This window comes from Pseudoalteromonas sp. 2CM32C, from assembly GCF_023161925.1.
GTDB lineage: Bacteria > Pseudomonadota > Gammaproteobacteria > Enterobacterales > Alteromonadaceae > Pseudoalteromonas > Pseudoalteromonas marina.
In genome coordinates this window covers 28649-51250 of the sequence record NZ_JALNTI010000010.1, presented here as the reverse complement: position 1 = coordinate 51250, position 22602 = coordinate 28649, and the positions used below count along the sequence as shown (strand labels likewise).

The window sequence follows — 22602 nt, the reverse complement described above, 5'->3', positions numbered from 1 at the left end:
CTTTATAGCTTGTTAACTATAAAGGGGAAAACGGGAAATAGTGATAATGAAACAGCTTATTAATCAGCGTGTTTCAATATAATTATTTAAAACTGTAATCTGCTCATCGCTAAAACGTAAACCCAGTTTACTGCGACGCCATAAAATGTTGTAAGCATTACCAGCCCACTCTTCTTTTAGTAAGTAATCAACTTCAGCAGCAAATAATCCATGGCCAAAGTCATGTCCTAAATCACTGAGTTGTGTGGCATTACCTAAAATAATTTTTGTACGTGTGCCATACGTACGCACAAAACGCTTCAACGTCACTTCTGGTAGCCAGTTGTATAAAGATTTAAGCTCTTGAGTCAGTGCTTCAACATTATCAAAGTCGCCACCAGGTAATGCGCTGTGTTTAGTCCATGCTTTACCCATTTGCGGATAAAAGTCTTCTAACTTATCAACAGCGGCTTCTGCTAGTTTACGGTAAGTAGTAATTTTCCCACCAAATACGCTTAATAATGGAGTGTGTTTACCCTCACTTGAAAGCTCTAGCTTGTAGTCACGTGTTACGGCTTGCGCATTAATAGATTCGTCATCTAGTAGCGGGCGTACACCCGAAAAAGTATGAACTATGTCTTCGCGTTTAATATGATTTTTAAAGTAGCTGTTAGTAATATCGATTAAGTAATCGATTTCTTCATCACTAATTTTAACATCTTGAGCTGCGCCGTTATGCTCTACATCGGTTGTGCCAACTAACGAATAGTCATCTTCAAATGGAATAACAAATACAATTCTTTGATCTTTATTTTGTAAAATATAGGCTTCTTTCTCGTTGTGAATGCGAGGCACTACAATGTGGCTGCCTTTTACAAGGCGAATATTTTGTGGTGATTTTTCAATTAGCGCTTCATCAAATAATTTTGCAACCCACGGACCTGCTGCATTAACAATGCCTTTAGCTGATACAGTGTATTTACTTTTAGTATTTTGTTGCTCAAGCGTTACCTGCCATTTATTTTGCTCACGTTTAGCGTTTACACATTTGGTTTGTGTAGCAATGGTAGCGCCTTTTTCTTGTGCAGAAAGGGCATTTAAAATAACTAAACGAGAGTCATCAACCCATCCATCTGAGTATTCAAAACCTTTTACAATAGATGGCTCTAGCACGCTATTTTCGCCAAATTTAATACCTCGAGAACCGGCCAGTGTTTCGCGTTTGGCTAGGTTGTCGTACATAAACAAGCCAATGCGGATCATCCATGCAGGGCGTAAATGCGACTGATGCGGTAATCTAAAAGTAAGTGGCCACATAATATGAGGGGCATTTTTAAGCAGCACTTCTCGTTCAGCTAAAGCTTCTTTTACTAATCTAAATTCATAATGCTCAAGGTAACGTAAACCACCGTGGATTAACTTAGAACTATTTGATGATGTCGCACAAGCAAGGTCCGATTGTTCGCACAAAAGTACTTTTAAACCTCTGCCAGCTGCATCAGCTGCTATTCCAGTGCCGTTTACACCACCACCGACGACGAGTAGGTCGTATTCGTTATCTGCTAATTCCACTGTGAGCTAACCTTTTTATTTGTAATATAAATAAGACATATGCCATCATAAAGCGACCGTTAGTGTTTGACAATAGCTAACCGTGCTTTTTGATTTTAAATTTTTTAGCCTGATCTTTTTAAAATCAAACTGCGTAAAACGCGCTTTTAAATAGCGTTTGAGCTGGTTTAGAAGCCGCTAAATTTCATTAGCGGCTGCATACATTATTGTTGTTGGCAATCGTCGCTAGATAGCCTAACTTGCGCTACACAGTGCTGCCATTTTGCGTATAAATCATTACGTTCATCAGCACTCATTGTTGGCTCAAAACGACGGTCACAGGTCCACATTTTAGCGAGTTGCTCAGTTGACTCGTAAATACCTGCTTGCAAGCCGGCTAAATAAGCAACGCCTAACGAGGTGGTTTCGGTGACTGTTGGGCGCTCTACGGTTGCACCTAAAATGTTAGATAAAAAGGTCAGTACCCAGTTATTTTTAACCATACCGCCATCTACGCGTAGTACACTTGGGCGAAGTCCATCACGTTCCATTGCTTTTTGTAAATCTTTGGTTTGATAACCCACCGATTGCAAAGCTGCGGCAACAATAGTGCTGATGCCAGAGTCGCGGGTTAAGCCTAAAATTGCACCACGTGCGTTAGGGTCCCAATAGGGTGCGCCTAAACCTGTAAACGAAGGCACTAAAAATACCCCATGATCAAGTGGTACATCTTTCACTAGCGATTCACTTTCGCCTGCATGACTCAACAGTTTTAAGCCTTCAACAATCCACTGCATAGTGGCACCCGCCATAAAAATGCTGCCTTCAATGGCGTAAGTGGGTTTGCCATTTAATCTATAAGCAACCGTAGTCAGTAAGCGGTTCTTAGATGTAAGGGCTTTTTCGCCCGTATTCAGCATTAAAAAACAGCCCGTACCATAGGTGCTTTTAGCCATACCTTGTTCAAAGCAAGCATGACCAACAAGCGCAGCTTGCTGATCGCCTGCAATACCACATACGCGTATTGGCGCGCCAAAAATATCTTCGCTGGTTGAGCCAAACTCGTCTGCTGAGTCCATCACTTGAGGGAGCATAGATTCAGGAATATCAAATAAGTCGAGTAACTCTTGATCCCATTGCTGTGTATGAATATTAAATAACATGGTGCGCGAGGCATTAGTGGCATCGGTGCGATGCTCTTGTCCACCTGTTAGGTGCCATAATAAATAAGTATCAACGGTACCAAAGGCCAGTTCGCCAGCATCGGCTTGTGCACGTGCGCCCTCTACGTTGTCTAAAATCCAGCGTACTTTAGTGGCAGAAAAATAAGGGTCGAGCAATAAGCCTGTTTTGTCGCTAATAGTTTGGCAAAGTTCGTCAGTGCTTAGGCTTTCGCAATAATCACTGGTACGGCGGTCTTGCCAAACAATGGCGTTATACACTGGCTTACCGGTTTTTTTGTTCCATACCAAGGTCGTTTCACGTTGGTTGGTGATACCAATAGCAATAATTTCATCAGGCTTTACGTCGTTTTTAGATAACACTTCACGGCTTGTGCTAAGCACGGTTTGCCAAATATCGTTTGGGTCATGTTCAACCCAACCATTTTTTGGAAAATGCTGTGAAAATTCTTGTTGTGCTGACCCAAAAACGTCTGCATCTTTTGTAAACAAGATGGCCCGAGAGCTTGTGGTTCCTTGATCAATTGAGAGTATGTATTTTGACATGATATTTGTGTTATTTATCTTATCTTATATATGACTAGATTGCCTTTAACGAAGGTTAATGGCAATGGTTTTTTCTTAAAATAGCCGATTAAAAAACAAACATTTTTATATTGTGTGTTAACTCATTTATATAAAAGGTTTTTTATTTCAGTCTGGTTTTAAGGCGAAGGCGGCTATTAAGTTTTATAGCCGCTTAAATTAAGTATTACTTACCGCGTGGTTTACTTTGTTGCCAATCCATACCTGAAGAGAAGCGGTTATCAAAGCCATACCATTGTGGTAGTGGCTTACCATCAACTATGGCTTGGTCGCCATTTTGAGGTAAATCTAAGTACTTACACTGGCTGCTTATGTCTTTTACATGGCAATCCATCATGGCAAGTACGAAGTGTTTATTTATTTCGTTAATGGTACGCAATGACCACGATGGCTCGTAGTAATGACCTAAATCTAATTCACTACTGCTTTGGGCAATAGCAGGGGCTGGGTGCGGTGCAATATTATGGCGGGCATTTTTATAAGTAAGCATGTACTTGTCGGCACTGCCAGTTTGGTTGTAAAGATTTTTAATGCCTTCAAAACCAGAAATATCATCTAAGTCACCTGCAATATAAAGTGAAGGCACTTTAATGTTTTTCATTGCTTTAGCGTCAAATAAGTTATGTTGTCCACCCCAAGGTGCGATAGCCACCATTGTTTTTATACGAGGGTCTACTTGCGGGTTTTGATATTGCCCGCCTGCACAGCTATTAAGTAGTTGCTGTACTTGTTTAATTTGAGCAGGGTCAGTCATTCCCGTAAACATGGCTGTAGTTTGCTCGTTAAAGGCATAACAACCACCAATTGTATTAACCGCACCAAATCCACCCATAGAGTAGCCAATAACACCTGCGCTAGTTTGATCTACTTGCTCGCTTGCAAAGTTGCTTTGTTCGTTAAAATAATTAATCACAAATTGCTGATCGCGTGAGCGATTAATCAAGGTGCTAAAAAAGCCCGCAAAGGGCGCGTTTTTAAAATCTACATGGGCGTTTGTGGAGTCTGTGTGATCAAGTGCAACAACTATGTAGCCATGCGAGGCTAAGTGCTCGCCAAGGTAGTACATAATTGTGCGGTAGCCGGTATAACCGTGCGAAAGTACTACAACTGGGTAGTTATCGGCGTTACTTATATCAACATCACGCTGTGCATCGGCCTGTAAGGTAAATTGTTTGCCTGAGCGTGTTATATCTGTGTAGCTGGTTAGTGGTTTGTTTGCCTTACTATCTGCTGGATACCACACTTCAACTTTTAAAGGGCGATCTTTTTGGCTTTGCGTTGCGGGATCAAACTGCGCTGGATTAACTAAGTCTAGGGTTTTTACACCTACTTTATAGGTGCCTTTAGTTGCTAATTCAGGGAGCACTTCGCTGGTTATTGGCGGATAAAGTTGCTCAGGCTTATTTGATTCGGCAAATACCGCACCGGTAGTTAAACTGGCCGTGGCTAATAACATTGCTTTTGAAAGCGTTTTTAAACGGTGTGTCGTTGTCATTGTGTATCCTTGTTGCGTGTATTTTTATTAATTTATGTCATGAGATTCGACAGTCGCGCTATATTCAATCTGCCATTGGGCTCTTAGGCTATCCATCATCGTCATAACCCGTAAGCTTGTGCTCAGTGGTAATATAGAGCTTTGTATTTGTTTATTTAGTATGCACTCAGTAACGTGATCAATTTCAAATTTAAAGTTTTCATCATCACTAAATGGGTAGTCAAAATGTTGAATAGCTTGCCCATTAATATGAAGCTCAAGACCTTTTGCACCTACAAACCAAGGTATGCGTATAAAGCCATGTTCACCGGTAATACATGCTTCGGTTGGACCGTTTTGCTCAAGTGCGCTGCTAAGTTGTGCGAACTGACCATTACCATAATCGAGCATGGTAATATTTCGCGCATCTACACCTGTATCTGCCTTATGCACAAATGAGCTGATTTTTTCAGGGGCTTTATTAAAAACCACATCAGCAATCGATAGCGGGTAAATCCCTAAATCAAGCAAAGCGCCACCTGCTGTATTTGGGTTCATTAAGCGGTGGGTGTTGGCAAAGGTGCCGGGTAAACTAAAGTTGGCCTGCACGGTATGTACTTTGCCAATAGCTGCTTGGCTTAGTAGCTGCTCTAATTTTATAATGGCGGGTAAAAAGCGCATCCACACTCCTTCCATTAAAAAACAATCTTTTTGCTCGGCCAGTGCGGTTAAGTTTTTTAATTGCTGTGCATTAACGGTAATAGGTTTTTCACTTAGTACGTGCTTATTATGCATCAAGCATTGGGCGATGCTTTGAAAGTGTTGGTCGTGAGTGTTTGCAATGTAAATGGCATCAATGTTTGGGCATTGCATAAGGGCTTGGTAGCTTTCATAGCCTTTAATTGAATAATGTGTGGCAAACTCGTTTGCGCGCTGCTCACTAGTTGAGGCTGCGCCAATAAGCTGAGCATCAGCGCAATGCGCAATGCTTTTAGCAAAGGTGTGAGCAATATTGCCACACCCAATAATACCCCAGTTAACCTTTGCCATATTGATACCTACTTTTAAAAAGACGTTATTTGTAACCCTGAGCCTGCTGAGCACACATAAATATCTGCGTATAAGTTAAAGCGTTCAAAGTAATGTTTTTCAACGGCGGCTTTAATTAGCGGTACTTCTGCATCGCGGCATAAACACACTATTGCTCCCCCAAAACCACCACCGGTCATGCGCACTGCGCCACGCTCACTCATGGCTTCTTTACAAATTTCTACCAAGCCATCCGTTGCGGGTACCGTTACTTCAAAGTCGTGTTTAAGTGATTGGTGCGATGCAGCCATCAATTCACGAAGTTGCTCCATATCATTGGCTTGCAATGCTGTAGTTGCGGCGATAACGCGGTCGTTTTCGCTAATTACATGGTGCGCACGTTTGTATTCGTTATTGCTAAGTTGTGCTTTAACAGCATCTAGCTTAGCCATAGTTGCTTGGCGAAGTGTTTTAACTCCCATTTTTTCAGCAGCTTGTTCGCAATCAATACGGCGTTGATTGTATTCGCTGTCTACTAATTTACGAGGGTAGTTAGAGTTTACAATAACAATGTTTAAGTCATCAGGCACTTTCACAGACTTAGTTGCCAAATTTTCGCAATCTATTAGTAATGCGTGGCCGTTTTCGCCTTTTGCCGAAATGAGCTGATCCATAATGCCACACTGGCAATGCATAAAGTCGTTTTCAGCTTCTTGCCCTAGTAGTGCAATTTTTTCTTCGCTTAAACCAAGCTGTGCAATATGGTTAAACATACCACCCACAGCCACTTCTAATGCTGCCGATGATGATAAACCACTACCTTGCGGTAAGTTACTATCAATAAGTAAATCAGCACCGCGTAAGGTGTGGCCTGCGCGTTTTAATACGAATGCAACGGCGCGAATATAATTTCCCCATTGCGACTGACCTTCGCTAATCGGTTCGTCAACGTTAAAGCTGTCTTGCTCGCCTGGGTAATTGAGTGACTGCACGGTAATCGTATTATCGTCGCGCTCTTTAAACATCACTTGGGTACGAAACTCTAATGAGCACGGAAATACAAAGCCGTCGTTGTAGTCAGTAAACTCACCGATTAGGTTTACACGTCCTGGTGCAGCTGCAATACCCTGAGCAGGGGCACCGTACAGTGATAAAAAGTGGTGTTGAAATTCATTAAGCTTCATCTGTGTGTCCTGCTGTATTTTTATAGTGTGTAGTGCTTGCTGCTTTTAAAATAGACGCGGCTGTTTCTGCGCTTAAATCGCGCTGACTTTCGCCTAACATTTCGTAGCCAACCATATGTTTTTTAACGGTGGCAGAGCGAAGTAGTGGCGGATAAAAGTGTGCATGTAAGCGCCAGTGTTGCTCATCAGAGCCACGATTTGCTGGAGCATTATGCCACCCCATAGAGTAAGGGAAACTGCAGTTAAATACGTTGTCGTATTTAGTGGTTAATACTTTTAATGCCTGAGCGAGTGAATCGGTTTGTACATCACTAAGCTGACTAAAGTTTTGAATGTTGTCTTTAGTTACAAGCAGTGTTTCAAAAGGCCATGCCGCCCAAAAAGGCACCACAACAAGCCAGTGTTCATTCTCAAATACGACACGGGTTTTATCGACTTGTTCTTTTTTTACATAGTCGGCAAGCATAGCAGTGCCGTGTTTATCAAAATAAGCACGCTGCTGAGTATCTTCGGCTTCTATTTCAGTAGATAGGTGCGAATGCGCCCATACTTGGCCATGCGGATGGGGCTGCGAGCACCCCATGATCTCGCCTTTGTTTTCAAATACCTGAACACACTCGTATTGCTGTGCAAGCTCGGTATAGTTGTCTTTCCACGTTTTTACTACGGCATGCAGGGCATCGTGCTCAAGCTCTGGTAATGTTTTGTTATGTTCTGGCGAAAAGCAAATCACGCGGCATTCGCCGCTTGCTTCATCAGCAATAAATAAATCGCTATCTGACTCTACGCTTTGTGATTGTTCGCTGGCATTGGGCGTTAGTGCGCCAAAGTCATTTTTAAAAACATGGGTGTATTTGTAGTCTGGGTTGCTGTCGCCATTTGCTCGTGTATTGCTTGGGCAAAGCGGGCAGCTTTCGTCATGCTTTGGCAATACTGTTTCGTTAACGGCTTCGGTTGCGCCTAACCATGGGCGGTTATTACGATGCGGTGAAACTAATACCCAGCGCCCCGTTAGCGGGTTTTTACGTCTGTGAGTACTTTCTAATAAAGCCATATTAACTCTCCAACCCACTTGGGTAATTAGTTTGCCAGCGCCATGTATCGGTGGTCATGTCGCTCAGTGTTAGTTCTGCGTGCCAGTTAAGGGTAGTTTGCGCTTTTGTGGCATCAGCGTAATTGCAGGCAATATCGCCTGCACGGCGCGGTGCACTTTTATACGGAATAGCTTTGCCTGCTGATGCGCTAAATGCGTTGATCATATCAAGCACTGAATAGCCTTGGCCTGTGCCTAAGTTGTATGCATGAAAGGCGGTATCTGATTTATGTTGCATAAATGCCGCTACATGGCCTTTAGCTAAATCTAAAACGTGAATGTAATCGCGCACGCCAGTACCATCTTCGGTGTCGTAGTCGTCACCAAAAATATTAACGACCTCACGTTTACCTACCGCAGTTTGAGCAATAAATGGCATTAAATTATTTGGAATACCATTTGGGCTTTCGCCCAATAAACCACTTGGGTGTGCGCCTACTGGGTTAAAGTAACGCAGTGCTATGCACATAAAGTTGCTGTTGGCATTACATACATCTTGCATGGCTTGTTCTACCATGACTTTAGTCCAACCATAAGGATTGGTTGCGCGTATTGGGTGCTTTTCATCAATAGGCAGGTAGTCTGGCTCGCCATAAACAGTGGCCGATGAGCTGAAAATTATATGATTAACACCTTCATCTTGCATGTTTTGTAGCATGCTTAATGTGCCCGATACATTGTTTTGGTAGTAACGCAGTGGTTGCTCGGTCGATTCACCTACTGCTTTTAATGCTGCAAAATGAAATACAGCCTCAGCCTGAGTGTGCTTAAGCGCAAGTTTAAACTGCTGCTCGTCTTGAATATCACCTAAAATAAATTCAAAACGTGTACCTGTAATTTTTTCGAGTTGATCAAGTACACGAGGGCTCGCATTAGATAAGTTATCGTAAATTACAGGTGTAATGCCTGCTTCATGTAATGCAATACATGTGTGGCTACCTATGTAACCCATGCCGCCAGTCACTAAAACTTTCATGTGTTTTCTCGAAAATATATTTATATGATAAATACTACTATTAAGGAAGTTTAAAAACAATAGTTATGAATTGTTCAAAATTCAAATAAATGATTAAAAAACATTCACTGCTATCGCCGTCACTTTATTAATATTTTCTATAAACTGATTCAACAACGGTCTAATTATCATTCAAAGATGGCAATGCTATTATTTCACAATCGTAATTCGTTAAATGTGTAAGCGCTGTATTACATAACATGGAGCTAGGTATGAACAAAAAAATTTTAATCACAGGTGCAACAGACGGCATTGGGTTTGAAACAGCTAAAATGCTGCTAGCGCAAGGTCATACCGTTCTTCTTCACGGGCGTAATGCTCAAAAGCTCAATAAAGTACACACTTTACTCAACAACGATTATCCGCAAGCAAGCACACAAACTTACGTGGCCGATTTGAGTGAAATGGCGCAGGTGCGTAATCTGGCTAAACAAATTACAGCCGACCATGAACACTTAGATGTACTTATTAATAATGCAGGTGTGTTTAAGCTCGACAACCCTGAAACTGCAGATGGTCTTGATGCACGATTTGCAGTAAACACATTAGCGCCTTATTTATTAACAACTTTACTATTACCGCTTTTTGATACCCAAGGGCGAATTGTTAACGTGTCGTCAGCGGCGCAAGCAACAGTCAACCTAGATGCACTGATTGGGCAAAGCTTTTTGTCAGATAACGCAGCATACGCACAAAGCAAATTGGCAATTACAATGTGGTCGCGTCATATGGGTTTAAAACTTAAGGGTAATGGTCCATTGGTGGTATCGGTTAACCCTAAGTCACTACTAGGCAGCAAAATGGTTAAAGACGCATACGGCCTTAATGGTGGCGATTTAAAGTTAGGTGCTGATATATTTTGCCGCGCTGCACTAAGCGATGAGTTTAGTAATTCAACAGGGCTTTACTTTGATAATGACGCTGAGTGCTTTTCAGCCCCTCATGCAGATGCATTGAATGACGCTAAAAATCAACAGCTAATAGATGCACTCGATTTAAAGTTATTACAGCTAGCAATATAGCTAACGCAATTTGAGCGTTGGTTATAGAGTGTATTACCTAGTTATACACCGTATAAAGTTTCATTGAAGACAAACAAAGAGTTCACCACTTTAAAATGGCGAACTCTTTTTTGTTTTTGGAATTTTATATTTATTGTGCGTTTATTAAACGCTGATACAACCAATCTTTTAATTCAGAACGGTCGTGTTTTAGCTGGTGCATTTGCTCATCGCTAATAGGCGCACCGTCCAATTCTAATATTCTTATTTCTTTATCTAGTTTATTGTACTGCTCGGCTTTTTCTGCAAAGTTAGCATCACTTTTGTTCAACGTATTTATCGTGTTTATGTGCTCAGGAAAGTCGTTTGTTAATGAATGGTCTTCGCCTAACATAGTCGCTCCTTAGTAAAAAATAAGCTTACACAAAATAAGCTGTCACTTAATGAGCTTGGGTTTAAATAAGGGGAATTCAACCACTCGCATCAAAAATTTAATAGGGTAAGTAAGTGTTACGTCATGCTAAAGAGGGAATTACTATTTATCTAGCTGCAAATCACTGACACTCATAACGGCTTGGGTTAGAATGCAACACGCCTAAATACTCCCGATAACTATCTTTATTGAGTACTTAATTACATGCTTTTAATGATCGATAACTACGATTCGTTTACCTATAACTTAGTGCAGTACTTTCAGCGATTGGATCAAGACGTATTAGTAAAACGTAATGACGAGTTGAGCATTGCGCAAATTAAACAACTTAATCCGGAGCATATAGTTATCTCTCCGGGTCCTTGCTCACCGAATGAAGCTGGTATATCGTTAAGTGTAGTTGAACACCTAAAAGGCCAATTCCCTATATTAGGGATTTGCTTGGGACATCAAACGATTGCCCAAGCTTTAGGCGGGGATGTAGTGCGCGCTAAAAAAGTAATGCATGGTAAAACATCTCCCATAACGCACACCAATAAAGGTGTTTTTAAAGGATTAGCTAATCCGTTAACGGTTTGTCGTTACCACTCGCTGGTGGTTAAAGCGCAGTCGTTGCCCAACGAACTTGAAATAACAGCGTGGACACAAACACCGCAAGGTGAGTTTGACGAAATAATGGGCATGCAACACAAAGAGTTAGCAATTGAAGGGGTGCAGTTTCACCCGGAAGCTATTTTAACCGAGCAGGGATTAACGCTGCTTGATAACTTTTTAACTCGCTTCTAGTCTAATAACACTGAACGTATTCAATACTTACTATTTAACGAGCACTATGACTGAACTTGCACAACAACAGCGTACAGCAAAAATACTTGATCAACGGGCACACGATTTGCTGTTGGGTCATAGTTTTGCGCATCAGCAAATTGGGTTTATTCATACCTTAGATATTGATTACGGCGAGCCTATGAAGCAGCGTACCTTGTTGCAGGTTGAAGTGTCAGCGCAACAAAAGCGTAAGCAAACAAGTACCGCTCATCATAAGTACCGTGCACAAGCCAGCGAACAGCTTCATAAAGTAATTGAAACAGCTATATTTAAACAGCTCGAAGATATGGACGCAGTGATTCAAACAACAATAGGGATTGAAGACAGCGTTGCCACTATTTTAGATATATTAGCTGTAAAGTCGGCCTCAGTTGGCCGTTTAGAGCCGTTAGTAAACGATTTAAGCTGGCTAGGGCGCGAATTGGTCACGTTGGTTAACCTCCCGTATTACCGAAACCAGCGTAGTAAAAAAAATACCGCGGTAAAAGTAGACAGCCCCGCACTTGCTCTGCGTTACATAGGGCTTGATAACTTACAGTTAGTGATTCCCACATTTGCAGTTCGCCATTGGATGCCCCATAGTACCGAGCCTTTTTCGTTACTAAAACGTAGGCTAAGAGACAGCGCAATGGCCAACGCCATTGCCGCGCAAAAAATTGCAGAAATAAACGACGTAAACGAGATACACGCATTTACCTTGGGTATGTTATTAGATGTAGGGCGTATTACGCTGGTACGTTTGTACTTAAAAACCTTTGAGCAGGTTTGGCAACGAAAAGTACAAATAGCACGCCAAGAAAACCAAAAAGACCTCCACACAGCATTATTAGAGCTAAAGCCCGACCCTTTATTTTTAACTACACTGCTGTGCAATAAGTCAATTCAGGTTAGTGCGCGAGTCATCGACAAAATGGCCTTTAAATATTTGCCATTTAAAGGCGTGATGGAACAGCTACAAAATGGCGTAAATAAAGGCGATAGTGCCTTACCGTTAACGCAGGTCATGTTAAAAGCGCGGTGTTACTCCCAGTACTTAATTTTAAAAGAACACCAACTAATTGAGCCCGACGAAACGGCAGCGTGGTTTTCGTATTTTCAGTTCACTAAAACGGAACTAAAAACCCTTCAAACAAGCAATTTTACCAATCTTGCTATTCAAATTGACTAAAAAATTAAATTTTTTGTTAATTTTTTTACGACTATTCATTCATTCCCACTGATTCATCCGTAAAGTTATTTAGTGGTAAAAGCCTATGTAGGTCACTACTGATGCGGTTAGTTGATAAAAAATAAGTGTGTTTAGGTATGCAAATAGTTATTCACTATCTATGAAATAATATCTTAAGCCCTTTATTTTCAAGGGTTACATGAAAGTTTTTAACGAGACAGCTACCACTAATTCTGAAATAATGGGCGTCTGAAAATTGAACCACAAAGCAATTTTTTGTACCCAACAGACACCTGAACGTACTCAAAAGCTTGGTTAATATTTTAATCAAACACTTATTTATGCTTTGTGTAGATCACAATTAAGAGGAAATAAAATGACAGTCAATCGCGAATTATTTGATCACGTAATGGTTCCTAACTACGCACCTTCAAGCGTAATTCCTGTTCGAGGCGAAGGCTCTCGCGTATGGGATCAACAAGGCAAAGAGTTTATCGACTTTGCTGGTGGTATTGCTGTTAACTGTCTTGGCCACTGTCACCCTGCTTTAGTAGGTGCATTAAAAGAACAGGGCGAAAAAATTTGGCATTTATCAAATGTTATGACTAATGAGCCGGCGCTTCGCCTAGCTAAAAAAATGGTTGATGCCACTTTTGGTGAAAAAGTTTACTTTGCTAACTCTGGCGCAGAAGCAAACGAAGCCGCACTTAAATTAGCGCGTCGTTTTGCACTTGATAAGTTTGGCCCAGAAAAATCACAAATCATCGCATTCAACAAAGGTTTCCACGGTCGCACATTCTTTACTGTAACTGTTGGTGGCCAAGCGGCATACTCAGATGGTTTTGGTCCTAAGCCGGGTGACATCGTACATTGTGATTACAACGATCTAGCCGCGTTTGAAGCGCTAATTAGCGACCAAACATGTGCCGTAATGATGGAACCACTGCAAGGCGAGGGCGGTATTGTTTCACCAACTGACGAGTTTGCTCAGCAAGTTCGCGATTTATGTACTAAACACAATGCGCTACTTATTTTTGATGAAGTACAAACAGGTGTTGGCCGTACAGGTGACTTGTACGCATACCAAGGTTTAAATGTAGTACCTGATATTTTAACTTCAGCAAAAGCATTAGGCGGCGGTTTCCCAATTGGCGCAATGTTGACTACAACAGATATTGCACAGCATCTAAAAGTAGGTACTCATGGTTCTACTTACGGCGGTAACCCGCTTGCATGTGCTGTTGCCGAAGCCGCATTTGATACTGTTAACACACCCGACGTACTTGCTGGTGTAAAAGAAAAAGCAGCTTTATTTAACGAACTTCTTGCAGCGGTAAACGAAAAATACAACGTATTTAGCGAAATTCGCGGTAAAGGTTTATTAATTGGTGCTGTTGTGAATGAGCAATATAAAGGCCGCGCTAAAGAGTTTTTAGTAGCCGGTACTGAACAAGGTCTAATGTCATTAGTGGCAGGTGCTGACGTTGTTCGTTTTACACCGTCTCTTGTTATCCCAGAAGCGGATATTCGCGAAGGTATGGCACGTTTTGAAAAAGCAGTTGCAAGCGTAGTAAACGCATAAGCTGTTTTAGCCAATCTACCGAGGGCAAGCATTGTTTGCCCTACGAATTTTATTTACCGTTATTTATAAGGGAGCAAGCGGACTCATGATGATCCTTCGCCCAATCCAGCAAAATGATTATTCAGCATTACTGACAATCGCCCACGAATCGGGCCATGGTTTTACATCTTTGCCTTTAAACGAAGAGCTATTACAAAAGAAGATTGACCATTCAGTAAGCTCATTTGCTAAACAAACGTCACAACCCGGTGACGAAGGCTACTTGTTTGTTCTTGAAGATAGCGAAACAGGTGAAGTAGTAGGTACCTCGGCAATAGAAGCTGCTGTGGGCCTAGATGATGCGTTTTATCATTACCATTTAAGTAAAGTAATTCATTCTTCGCGTACACTAGACGTTTACAAAGCGGTTGATATTTTAACGCTATGTAACGACTACACTGGCGCAACTGAGCTGTGCACCTTGTTTTTGAAAGACGGCTATCGCAAAAACTGTAACGGCAAACTGCTGTCTAAAGCACGCTTTATGTTTATTAAACAACACCAAGCACGCTTTGCCGAAACCGTTATTGCAGAAATGCGCGGTGTGTCTGATGAAAACGGCAATAGCCCGTTTTGGAAGTGGTTAGAAGAGCACTTTTTCTCAATGGACTTCCCAACAGCAGATTACTTAACGGGTATTGGCCAAAAAGTATTTATTGCTGAACTGATGCCTAAGTACCCAATTTACGTCAATTTATTGAGTAAAGATGCGCAAGCGGTAATCGGTCAAGTTCACAACAATACTCGTCCAGCGATTGAATTATTAAAAAGCGAAGGCTTCACGTTTAACGGCTACGTTGATATTTTTGACGCAGGTCCAACAGTTGAAGCAAAAGTAGATAATATTGCTACAGTACGTAACTCACACGACTTTATTGTTGAAATTGGTGAGCAAACGGGCGACACCATGGTGTTATTAGCAAACGACAAGCTCGAAAACTTTAGAGCGACCGTTGCATCAATGAGTTTCGACGAACGCGCTAAAACCGTTGTGTTATCACAACAAGTAGCCGACGCCCTGCAATTACAAACGGGCGATACTGTTAGCGCAACCCCAGTTTAATTTAGGAGAAAGTATATGACTCATCCTGCACAATTTATTAATGGTCAATGGTCACAAGGCCAAGGCTCAGAATTTAACTCAGTAAACCCAGCAAATAACGATGTTATTTGGCAAGCATCATCAGCCACTGCAGAGCAAGTTGATGCAGCTGTTGGCGCTGCGCGTGAAGCGTTTTACGCATGGGCTGATAAAAGCTTTACTGAGCGTTTAGAAATAGTAAAAGCATTCGCAGCACAATTAAAAGAAAACAGTGAAGAGCTTGCAATCACCATTGCACAAGAAACAGGTAAGCCACTATGGGAAACACGCACTGAAGCGGGTGCGATGGTTGGTAAAATTGCCATTTCAGAAAAAGCATTTTTAGAGCGCACGGGCGATGTTGAAAATGCAATGCCATTGGGCCGCGCGATGATTCGCCACAAGCCACACGGTGTTGTAGCAGTATTTGGCCCGTATAATTTTCCGGGCCACTTACCAAACGGCCATATTGTGCCAGCGTTACTAGCGGGTAATACGGTTGTATTTAAACCGTCTGAACTAACACCAAAAGTGGCTGAGCTTACCCTTAAATTGTGGGAAAAAGCGGGTTTACCAGCAGGCGTTATTAACCTTGTACAAGGTGAAGTTGAAACGGGCAAAGCCCTTGCTGCTCATAAAGGCATTGATGGCTTGTTCTTTACCGGTTCATCGCGCACAGGTCATATTTTACATGAACAGTTTGCAGGCCAGCCGGGTAAAATTTTAGCCCTCGAAATGGGTGGTAATAACCCGCTTATTATTACTGACGTTGAAGATACTAAAGCCGTTGTACACGATATTGTGCAATCAGCATTTATTTCAAGCGGTCAGCGTTGTACCTGTGCTCGTAAGTTATTTTTACCAACAGGTAGTAAAGGCGATGCAATATTAGAGCGCCTAATTACTGCAACTAAAGCCATTAAAGTAGGCAACTACGACGATGAAGATCAGCCATTTATGGGCTCTATGATCTCATCAGCGGCAGCAGCCGGTATGGTTAAAGCACAAAGCGAGCTTGTTGAGCTTGGCGGTAAGGTCCTTGTAGAACTAGAGCACACAGCAAATACAGGCTTTGTAACACCAGGTATTATTGAATGTTCAGCAATTGGCGACTTCCCAGACGAAGAGCATTTTGGCCCACTTTTAAAAGTGTTCCGCTTTGACGACTTTGACAGCGCAATTGATAAAGCAAACGACACAAGCTTTGGTTTATCTGCCGGTTTACTTAGCGATAATGAAGCCGATTACGACCACTTTTTACGTCGTATTCGTGCCGGTATTGTTAACTGGAACCGCCCAATTACGGGTGCGTCTAGCGCTGCACCATTTGGTGGTATTGGCGCATCAGGCAATCACAGAGCAAGCGCGTACTACGCAGCTGACTACTGTGCATACCCTGTAGCTTCAGTAGAGCTTGAAAAAGTAGCCATGCCAGCAACATTAAGTCCAGGCTTAAAAATAGATTAAGTTAATAATACTTAATTAGTATAAAAGCAGCTTCGGCTGCTTTTTTTGTATGCTTAAATCACAAAGCTAGCAATCAACCGCGCTTTCTGCTTAAATCAGCGTAAGTAATATTATTAGGTGGTAAATATCATGGTTTTAGATAGGCAAGGGTACGATGATTTAATCATGTATCTAACTCAAAATTTAGCATTGTTTGAGAAGCCAGGTGTGATAAAACCAGGCGCTCCAACGGTAATGGAACTCATAGAAGATGTTATTGCCGAAAACGTCATGCTAATTTGTGAACAGCACACAAACCTTAACACAGAGCAACGCAGCTTAATTGTGCGTGAGGTTGATGGCATTGTTTACGATTTACAAGAAGTGCTTAGCAGCATTACGTCACAGCCAGTTACGGTTGAACAACATGAGTTTATTGACGAATTTGCAAGCTTAATTAAAAACCTCTTCGACAGCGCTGTTTCGCAGCAGTATTAATCCCCAATTTATAGCGCCGCGTATCGCATTTCGTTTGCAACTGCGGCCAACTTGCTTACAATCAAGAAAAATATTTTTGAGATAAAAACATGCAAGCAAATGTAAAATGGGTTGATGGCGACACATTCGTAGGTCGTTCTAATTCTAATCACAACGTTGTATTTGATACCGGTAGCGACAGTGCTGCACCTAGCCCAATGGAAATGGTATTGATGTCGGTTGGCTGTTGTTCATCGGTTGATGTTGTGGGTATTTTAAAAAAAGCCAAACAAGACTTTTCAGACGTTCAAGTACAATTAAGTGCCGAACGCGCCGAAACTGCTCCTCGCGTATTTACTAAAATCAATTTACATTTTGTTGTTACAGGCAAAAATGTGTCTGAAAAGCACCTTGCACGCGCTGTTTCTTTGTCTGCTGAAAAGTATTGCTCAGTAGCATTAATGCTTGATAAAACAGTAGAAATTACTCATAGCCATGAAGTTGTGCAAGAACAGGTAAAATAACGCTTTTTCCATAAGGAAAATTCGTATAAAATCCGCGAACTTTTCATTCTGCAGGTGCAGATTTCACTAATTTATAGGTTGGTTTATTATGAACAAACCCTTCGATAAACTTAAACTTCATGGCTTTAACAATTTAACCAAAAGTTTAAGCTTTAGTATTTACGATATTTGCTACGCAAAAACCGAGCAACAACGTAAAGAATATATTGAATATATCGATGAGCAGTACAGTGCAGATAGACTAACCGACATTTTAGGTGAAGTTGTTGATATTATTGGTGCCAATATTTTAAATGTTGCACGCCAAGATTATGAACCACAGGGCGCCAGTGTAACTATTTTGGTTTCGGAAGAGCCTGTAGAAGAGCAGCAAAATTACGATGCTGACGAAGCACCAGGCCCACTACCTGACTCAGTGGTTGCGCACCTAGATAAAAGCCATATTTGTGTACACACATACCCAGAAGCTCACCCTGATGATGGTATTTGTACATTCCGTGCTGATATTGAAGTATCTACGTGTGGTATTATTTCGCCGCTTAAAGCATTAAACTTTTTAATTCATAGTTTAGAGTCTGACGTGGTAACAATTGACTACCGTGTACGTGGTTTTACTCGCGACGTAAACGGCGTTAAGCACTACATTGACCACGCGATTAACTCAATTCAAAACTTCATGACAGACGATACCAAAGAAGCGTACCAAATGATGGACGTAAACGTGTATCAAGAAAACCTGTTCCATACCAAAATGATGTTAAAAGAAACCGACCTGAACACATACTTGTTTGGTCTTTCTACAACTGATTTATCGGATGATGAAGAAGAAGAAATTCGCTCTAAGCTAAACCGTGAAATGCAAGAAATATTCTATGGTCGTAACCTGCCAGAAACAGAATAATAGTCACGTTAGTTAAATAAAAACGGCGCTCATTGAGCGCCGTTTTTGTATGCGTTAATAAATATACCTATAAATCACTTACATCAGAGTTTAGGTTATTTAATAAGTAACAACTCGGTTTGTCGGCCGTTTAAGTACCACACGCCGGTTTTATCAAAAATAGCGTCTTCTTCTAGCATTATGCGTATTTCTTTATTCCATGGTTTTATAAACACGGCATTGTTAAGCTCAATAGAGTAAGCGGTATTTAAATGCAGAGGGTAGTCGCCATCGCCGGGTACACCCTGTTGTGAATCCCACATACCCAGTGTGGTACCCGCAGCATGACCATGATAGCCAAGCGGGTGCGTATAAATAGTGGGTTTTAAACCTTGGGCAATGGCTTTTTCGCGAGCGGCTTTTAATACCTGATTACCCGTTTTACCTTCGCTAAATTCAGCGGTAAAAATGTCTTGGAGTTTATTGCCTTTTTTAAGCGCATCAACAAGGTAAGCGGGCGCATTGGTTTCGCCAGGCTTTAAAACATAGGCATGTTGTTGGGTGTCGGTATTTAAGCGTAAGTACGTAATACCAAAATCGACATGCAGTAAGTCACCCGCTTGAATAACGTTATCGGCGTAACCATTCGTAAAGCTGTCTTCGTGATCGAACGATTTGCTGTCGGCGCGTTGTATTGCAATACTTGGGTGAAACCATGTTTGCAGTTTTAGCTCTTTTACGCGCTCTCTAAACCACCACACTAAATCGTCGCTGGTTGTTTTGCCCACAGTTATTACTTTGCTTGAAAAACCCTCTGCAATAATAGTGTGCGCAATAGCAACAATGTGTTTATACATGTCTATTTCTTGGGGAATACGCTGCTCTAACCAAGCAACTGCCAGCGGCTCAGCCGATATTATTTTATTTTTATAAGCGCTAGGTAAGTTGGCCATTAAGGTATTGTAATCGCCTAACACTAAGCCGTCGGCATGACCCCAATCGGTAGACGTATTGAGTGCAATGTTATCTGGATTATAGCGTTCAATAATATCGTTCAGTGCTTGCCACTGGTTTGGCTGCGCCTTTTTGTCCCAGCCTTTTGTAAATACATTACCTATTTTATAGGGCGCAATAGCGTAAGCATCCACATTGCCTTGTTCATTTAAGGCAAAGAGCAAAATGGTGGTACGCCTTGCCGATAACCAGGTTGCTGGCAGCATTGTTTTTAATATGGGATCTTCGTTGTATTCGCGGCTAATAAGCAGCCACATATCGATGTTGTGTTGCTTCATTAAGCTGGGCATTAATGTGTTTACTCTAAGCTCGGTTATATTATCTATAAACGCAGCGCGTTCTTTCATCGATAAAATAGCAGGCACGCCATCGGCCTTAGTTAAGGGACTTAAAATAAGCGTAGTAAGTAAGCTCACGCAAAGTAGGAGGTGTTTTGTAAGGTGCATAATTGTTTTATTTTTAGGCTAGTTAATTTATAACATGCCTTAATGGCAGCCATAAAAAAACATTTTGAGATAAACAGCACACAAAAAAGCCCAGCTAACTCGCTGGGCTTTAGCATGAATAGGGGGGGTTATTTAATCATGCTGTAAATAAGTGCAAATACCGCAAGCGCACCTACCGCTAACACAAACAAGGTACTTAAGCGGTTACGATACTTATGCAGAGCCGGTACTTTATAAACTGCAATCATAGGCATGATAAATAATATCATTGCAATAATAGGGCCCGACAGCTGATCCATCATATCGAGTATGCTTGGGTTTTTAACTGCACAAAACCAAATTGCAAAAAACATAATAACTACACCAATTTTATCTACCGTTTTAGCACCAAGCTGTGTTTGCTTAGTCACCAAGCCTGTAAAGCTTTCGCGGGCTCCTAAAAAGTGACCTAAAAACGACGACGTAATGGCAATAAAAGCAACTAAAGGCCCAAGCGTCGCAATAAACGAGTTATGGGTAATGTTAGCAAGGTACGATAAAACCGAGACGTTATCGGCTTTTGCTTGTGCCATCTGCTCACCTGTTAGCGACAGCACGCACGAAAATACAAACAGCAATACAAACACAATTAACAGTAAGCTTGTGCGCTTTAAAATGGCTTCTGATTTGCGTGTAGCAAGGTCGTCATAGTGTTCGCGTTGTACATGCACAAAGCTTGAAATAGCCGCTGCATGGCTAAACGAAAACACAATAATAGGAATAGATAACCACAGCGTTTTACCAAAGTTACCCACTTCAGGCAGGCTCATGTCGGGCATTTGCCAGCTAGGTATTAAATACAAGGATAAAAAAAACAAAATACCCACAAGCGGATACACCAAAATAGAAAACGCGCGCAGCATTAGGCGCTCGCCACCCATCATTAGGCTTATCATACCGGCTACCAAAACACCCGAAAGCACTACGCGAGGCGGCGACTCCATGCCCAGCTGATTTACCATAAAGCTGTCTACCGTGTTGGTTAAGCCTACACCGTAAATAAGCAAAATAGGGAATATAGATAAAAAGTATAACAATGAGATTAATCGCCCTGCATTAACGCCAAAGTGTTCTTCAACTACATCGGTAAAATCGGCATGCTTATTTTGAGACGATAATACAAAGCGTGCTAAACCACGGTGGGCTAAAAAGGTCATCGGAAACGCTAAACACGCCATAATAATCAGCGGCCAAAAACCGCCAATACCAATGTTAATAGGTAAAAATAAAATACCCGCACCAACGGCGGTACCAAAAAGGCTTAAGGTCCACTGCGTATCGTGCAGGTTCCATTTAGATTTTGCGTTTGAATTTGCACTTGAATGCGCGTGTGTTGATGCATTTGAATGCGTTGCATCTAAAGGTGTTGTCATGTGTGTGTGCCGTCCATTATTTATAATAATAACCGCGCCGAAGGATATAGTTTTTGGCCCACTTTTTCATGTTTTTAGCGCCCTAGAGCCGCAATTAACTGCGTTAAAATAGCCCCCAAGTGTCATGAATACGAAACAGCGGTGTAAAAGTAAACAAAGCCAGCACAAGGTGTTTAAAAATGTAGTAATGACACGTTTTACTATTCTCTACACGGTAAAGTAACTCGCTAAAATATAATATTTATAATTGGCAAACACTTACACGGTTTGTTATTAATAGGTGTTCATAAAATAAGGATGTTTTCATACAAAAATGGTGAAAGTGTTCTTTTGTTAAATTGTTACCTACTCAATTTATACTGTGGAGTGATATGAAACTTTTCATTTTTATAGCATTAGCCTTTTACTGCATCGGTTCCTATGCAGTGGTCATGAGACATGATGTTCCAATAGACAGTTATCGTGTTGAAAAAATACCAGAATATATTGTCGATATGCCACAGGAAGGCCATGGAGTCCTTATTGCTGAAAAATGGGTAGTCACAGTAGCGCATACTATCTTTCACGACTATGCAGGGTCTAAGCTAAACGTCGGTTCGAAACAATATGAAATTGAAAAAGTATATATCCATCCGGAATATGTAAAACCTAGCAACAATATACTTAGTGGCGACTTAGCGCCGCTTATGCAAGTTTTGGAATCAAGTAGTGATATTGCTTTAATAAAACTATCCACCCCTGTTTTAGACATTAAGCCAATTTCAATTTATTCAAAATCTGACGAAAAAGGCAAAGTCATAACTGTATTCGGTAAAGGTGCTATGGGAAATGGATTATCAGGTGAAAATTTAGATACTAAATATTTATATCAGCCAAATAAATTTCAAAATGTTGTAGAAAGCGCACATGGCAAATGGCTGACATTCAAATTTGACTCACCGCACAACGCGCTCCCTCTAGAAGGGATGCATGGTTCTGGAGATAGCGGGGGCGCCTCTATTATTTATCAAAGCGGTGAGCCCTCCCTAGTGGGATTGTCTAGTTGGCAATTTGCAACTGGAGATATTTCGGCATTTAAAGGCGGTTTATATGGTACAACTGCTTATCAAACTAGAATATCTAGTTACTACAATTGGATTACAGATATTGTGGGCAGCTAACAAACAAAAAATAATAAATA

General features: G+C 41.3%; 20 protein-coding genes. 10 read left to right on the top strand and 10 right to left on the bottom strand.

The genetic code is table 11. The features are described from left to right. Window positions 1-63: 63 nt before the first annotated feature. The 7 genes from glpD to galE all read right to left on the bottom strand — a co-directional run bounded on the left by glpD (window position 64) and on the right by galE (window position 9052). The gene (gene glpD, locus MTF67_RS15640) at window positions 64-1551 is read right to left on the bottom strand and encodes a glycerol-3-phosphate dehydrogenase (protein WP_248520046.1); all 1488 of its coding nucleotides are present in this window, start codon (window positions 1549-1551) and stop codon (window positions 64-66) included. 203 nt (window positions 1552-1754) lie between these two features. After that, complete coding sequence (glpK, locus tag MTF67_RS15635) at window positions 1755-3257, bottom strand: glycerol kinase GlpK (protein WP_248520045.1); 1503 nt, start codon at window positions 3255-3257, stop codon at window positions 1755-1757. A gap of 205 nt (window positions 3258-3462) precedes the next feature. Beyond that, the gene (locus tag MTF67_RS15630) at window positions 3463-4791 is read right to left on the bottom strand and encodes a dienelactone hydrolase family protein (RefSeq protein ID WP_248520044.1); all 1329 of its coding nucleotides are present in this window, start codon (window positions 4789-4791) and stop codon (window positions 3463-3465) included. Window positions 4792-4818: 27 nt separating this feature from the next. Next, window positions 4819-5820, bottom strand: coding sequence for a Gfo/Idh/MocA family oxidoreductase (locus tag MTF67_RS15625; RefSeq protein WP_248520043.1), 1002 nt, complete (start codon window positions 5818-5820; stop codon window positions 4819-4821). Between the two features lie 14 nt (window positions 5821-5834). Continuing rightward, on the bottom strand, window positions 5835-6983 hold the full coding sequence (gene galK / locus MTF67_RS15620) for a galactokinase (RefSeq protein ID WP_248520042.1): 1149 nt from the start codon (window positions 6981-6983) through the stop codon (window positions 5835-5837). Beyond that, a complete protein-coding gene (locus MTF67_RS15615) occupies window positions 6973-8037 on the bottom strand; it encodes a UDP-glucose--hexose-1-phosphate uridylyltransferase (protein WP_058430005.1) in 1065 nt (354 codons plus the stop codon). Before MTF67_RS15615 ends, galK begins: the two co-directional genes overlap by 11 nt. Before the next feature lies 1 nt (window position 8038). Continuing rightward, entirely contained in the window at window positions 8039-9052 is a 1014-nt protein-coding gene (gene galE, locus MTF67_RS15610; protein WP_248520041.1) for a UDP-glucose 4-epimerase GalE, read from the bottom strand. 251 nt (window positions 9053-9303) lie between these two features. Between galE and MTF67_RS15605 the strand changes: the two genes are divergently transcribed. Then, the gene (locus MTF67_RS15605) at window positions 9304-10113 is read left to right on the top strand and encodes an SDR family NAD(P)-dependent oxidoreductase (protein WP_248520040.1); all 810 of its coding nucleotides are present in this window, start codon (window positions 9304-9306) and stop codon (window positions 10111-10113) included. Between the two features lie 130 nt (window positions 10114-10243). On the opposite strand, the gene MTF67_RS15600 is transcribed toward MTF67_RS15605, so the two are convergent. Next, window positions 10244-10486, bottom strand: a complete 243-nt coding sequence (locus tag MTF67_RS15600; RefSeq protein WP_248520039.1) for a YdcH family protein — start codon at window positions 10484-10486, stop codon at window positions 10244-10246. A gap of 243 nt (window positions 10487-10729) precedes the next feature. Here MTF67_RS15600 and MTF67_RS15595 point away from each other — a divergent pair, with 243 nt between their 5' ends. The 8 genes from MTF67_RS15595 (at window position 10730) to speD (ending at window position 18571) form a co-directional block, all read left to right on the top strand. After that, a complete protein-coding gene (locus MTF67_RS15595; protein WP_010557686.1) occupies window positions 10730-11311 on the top strand; it encodes an aminodeoxychorismate/anthranilate synthase component II in 582 nt (193 codons plus the stop codon). A 46-nt stretch (window positions 11312-11357) separates the two neighbouring features. After that, the gene (locus MTF67_RS15590; protein WP_006791289.1) at window positions 11358-12521 is read left to right on the top strand and encodes an HDOD domain-containing protein; all 1164 of its coding nucleotides are present in this window, start codon (window positions 11358-11360) and stop codon (window positions 12519-12521) included. 376 nt (window positions 12522-12897) lie between these two features. After that, window positions 12898-14103 carry an aspartate aminotransferase family protein gene (locus MTF67_RS15585; protein WP_006791288.1) on the top strand — a complete coding sequence of 402 codons (1206 nt, stop codon included), beginning with the start codon at window positions 12898-12900 and terminating at the stop codon, window positions 14101-14103. An 85-nt stretch (window positions 14104-14188) separates the two neighbouring features. After that, the gene (astA, locus tag MTF67_RS15580; RefSeq protein WP_010557689.1) at window positions 14189-15205 is read left to right on the top strand and encodes an arginine N-succinyltransferase; all 1017 of its coding nucleotides are present in this window, start codon (window positions 14189-14191) and stop codon (window positions 15203-15205) included. A gap of 15 nt (window positions 15206-15220) precedes the next feature. Then, on the top strand, window positions 15221-16690 hold the full coding sequence (astD, locus tag MTF67_RS15575) for a succinylglutamate-semialdehyde dehydrogenase (RefSeq protein ID WP_039038331.1): 1470 nt from the start codon (window positions 15221-15223) through the stop codon (window positions 16688-16690). Window positions 16691-16819: 129 nt separating this feature from the next. Beyond that, window positions 16820-17167 (top strand): DUF3802 family protein, encoded by a 348-nt coding sequence (locus MTF67_RS15570; RefSeq protein ID WP_006791285.1) that lies wholly within the window; start codon window positions 16820-16822, stop codon window positions 17165-17167. An 89-nt stretch (window positions 17168-17256) separates the two neighbouring features. Beyond that, window positions 17257-17670 (top strand): OsmC family protein, encoded by a 414-nt coding sequence (locus MTF67_RS15565; protein ID WP_006791284.1) that lies wholly within the window; start codon window positions 17257-17259, stop codon window positions 17668-17670. Between the two features lie 88 nt (window positions 17671-17758). After that, window positions 17759-18571, top strand: coding sequence for an adenosylmethionine decarboxylase (speD, locus tag MTF67_RS15560; protein WP_006791283.1), 813 nt, complete (start codon window positions 17759-17761; stop codon window positions 18569-18571). Between the two features lie 95 nt (window positions 18572-18666). Here the strand turns inward: speD and MTF67_RS15555 are convergent, their stop codons facing one another. Both MTF67_RS15555 and MTF67_RS15550 read right to left on the bottom strand, forming a co-directional pair. After that, window positions 18667-20010, bottom strand: coding sequence for a M24 family metallopeptidase (locus tag MTF67_RS15555; RefSeq protein ID WP_248520038.1), 1344 nt, complete (start codon window positions 20008-20010; stop codon window positions 18667-18669). A 128-nt stretch (window positions 20011-20138) separates the two neighbouring features. Continuing rightward, on the bottom strand, window positions 20139-21422 hold the full coding sequence (locus MTF67_RS15550; RefSeq protein WP_248520037.1) for an aromatic amino acid transport family protein: 1284 nt from the start codon (window positions 21420-21422) through the stop codon (window positions 20139-20141). 371 nt (window positions 21423-21793) lie between these two features. Here MTF67_RS15550 and MTF67_RS15545 point away from each other — a divergent pair, with 371 nt between their 5' ends. Further along, window positions 21794-22582, top strand: coding sequence for a trypsin-like serine protease (locus MTF67_RS15545; protein WP_248520036.1), 789 nt, complete (start codon window positions 21794-21796; stop codon window positions 22580-22582). The last annotated feature ends 20 nt before the right edge of the window (window positions 22583-22602 follow it).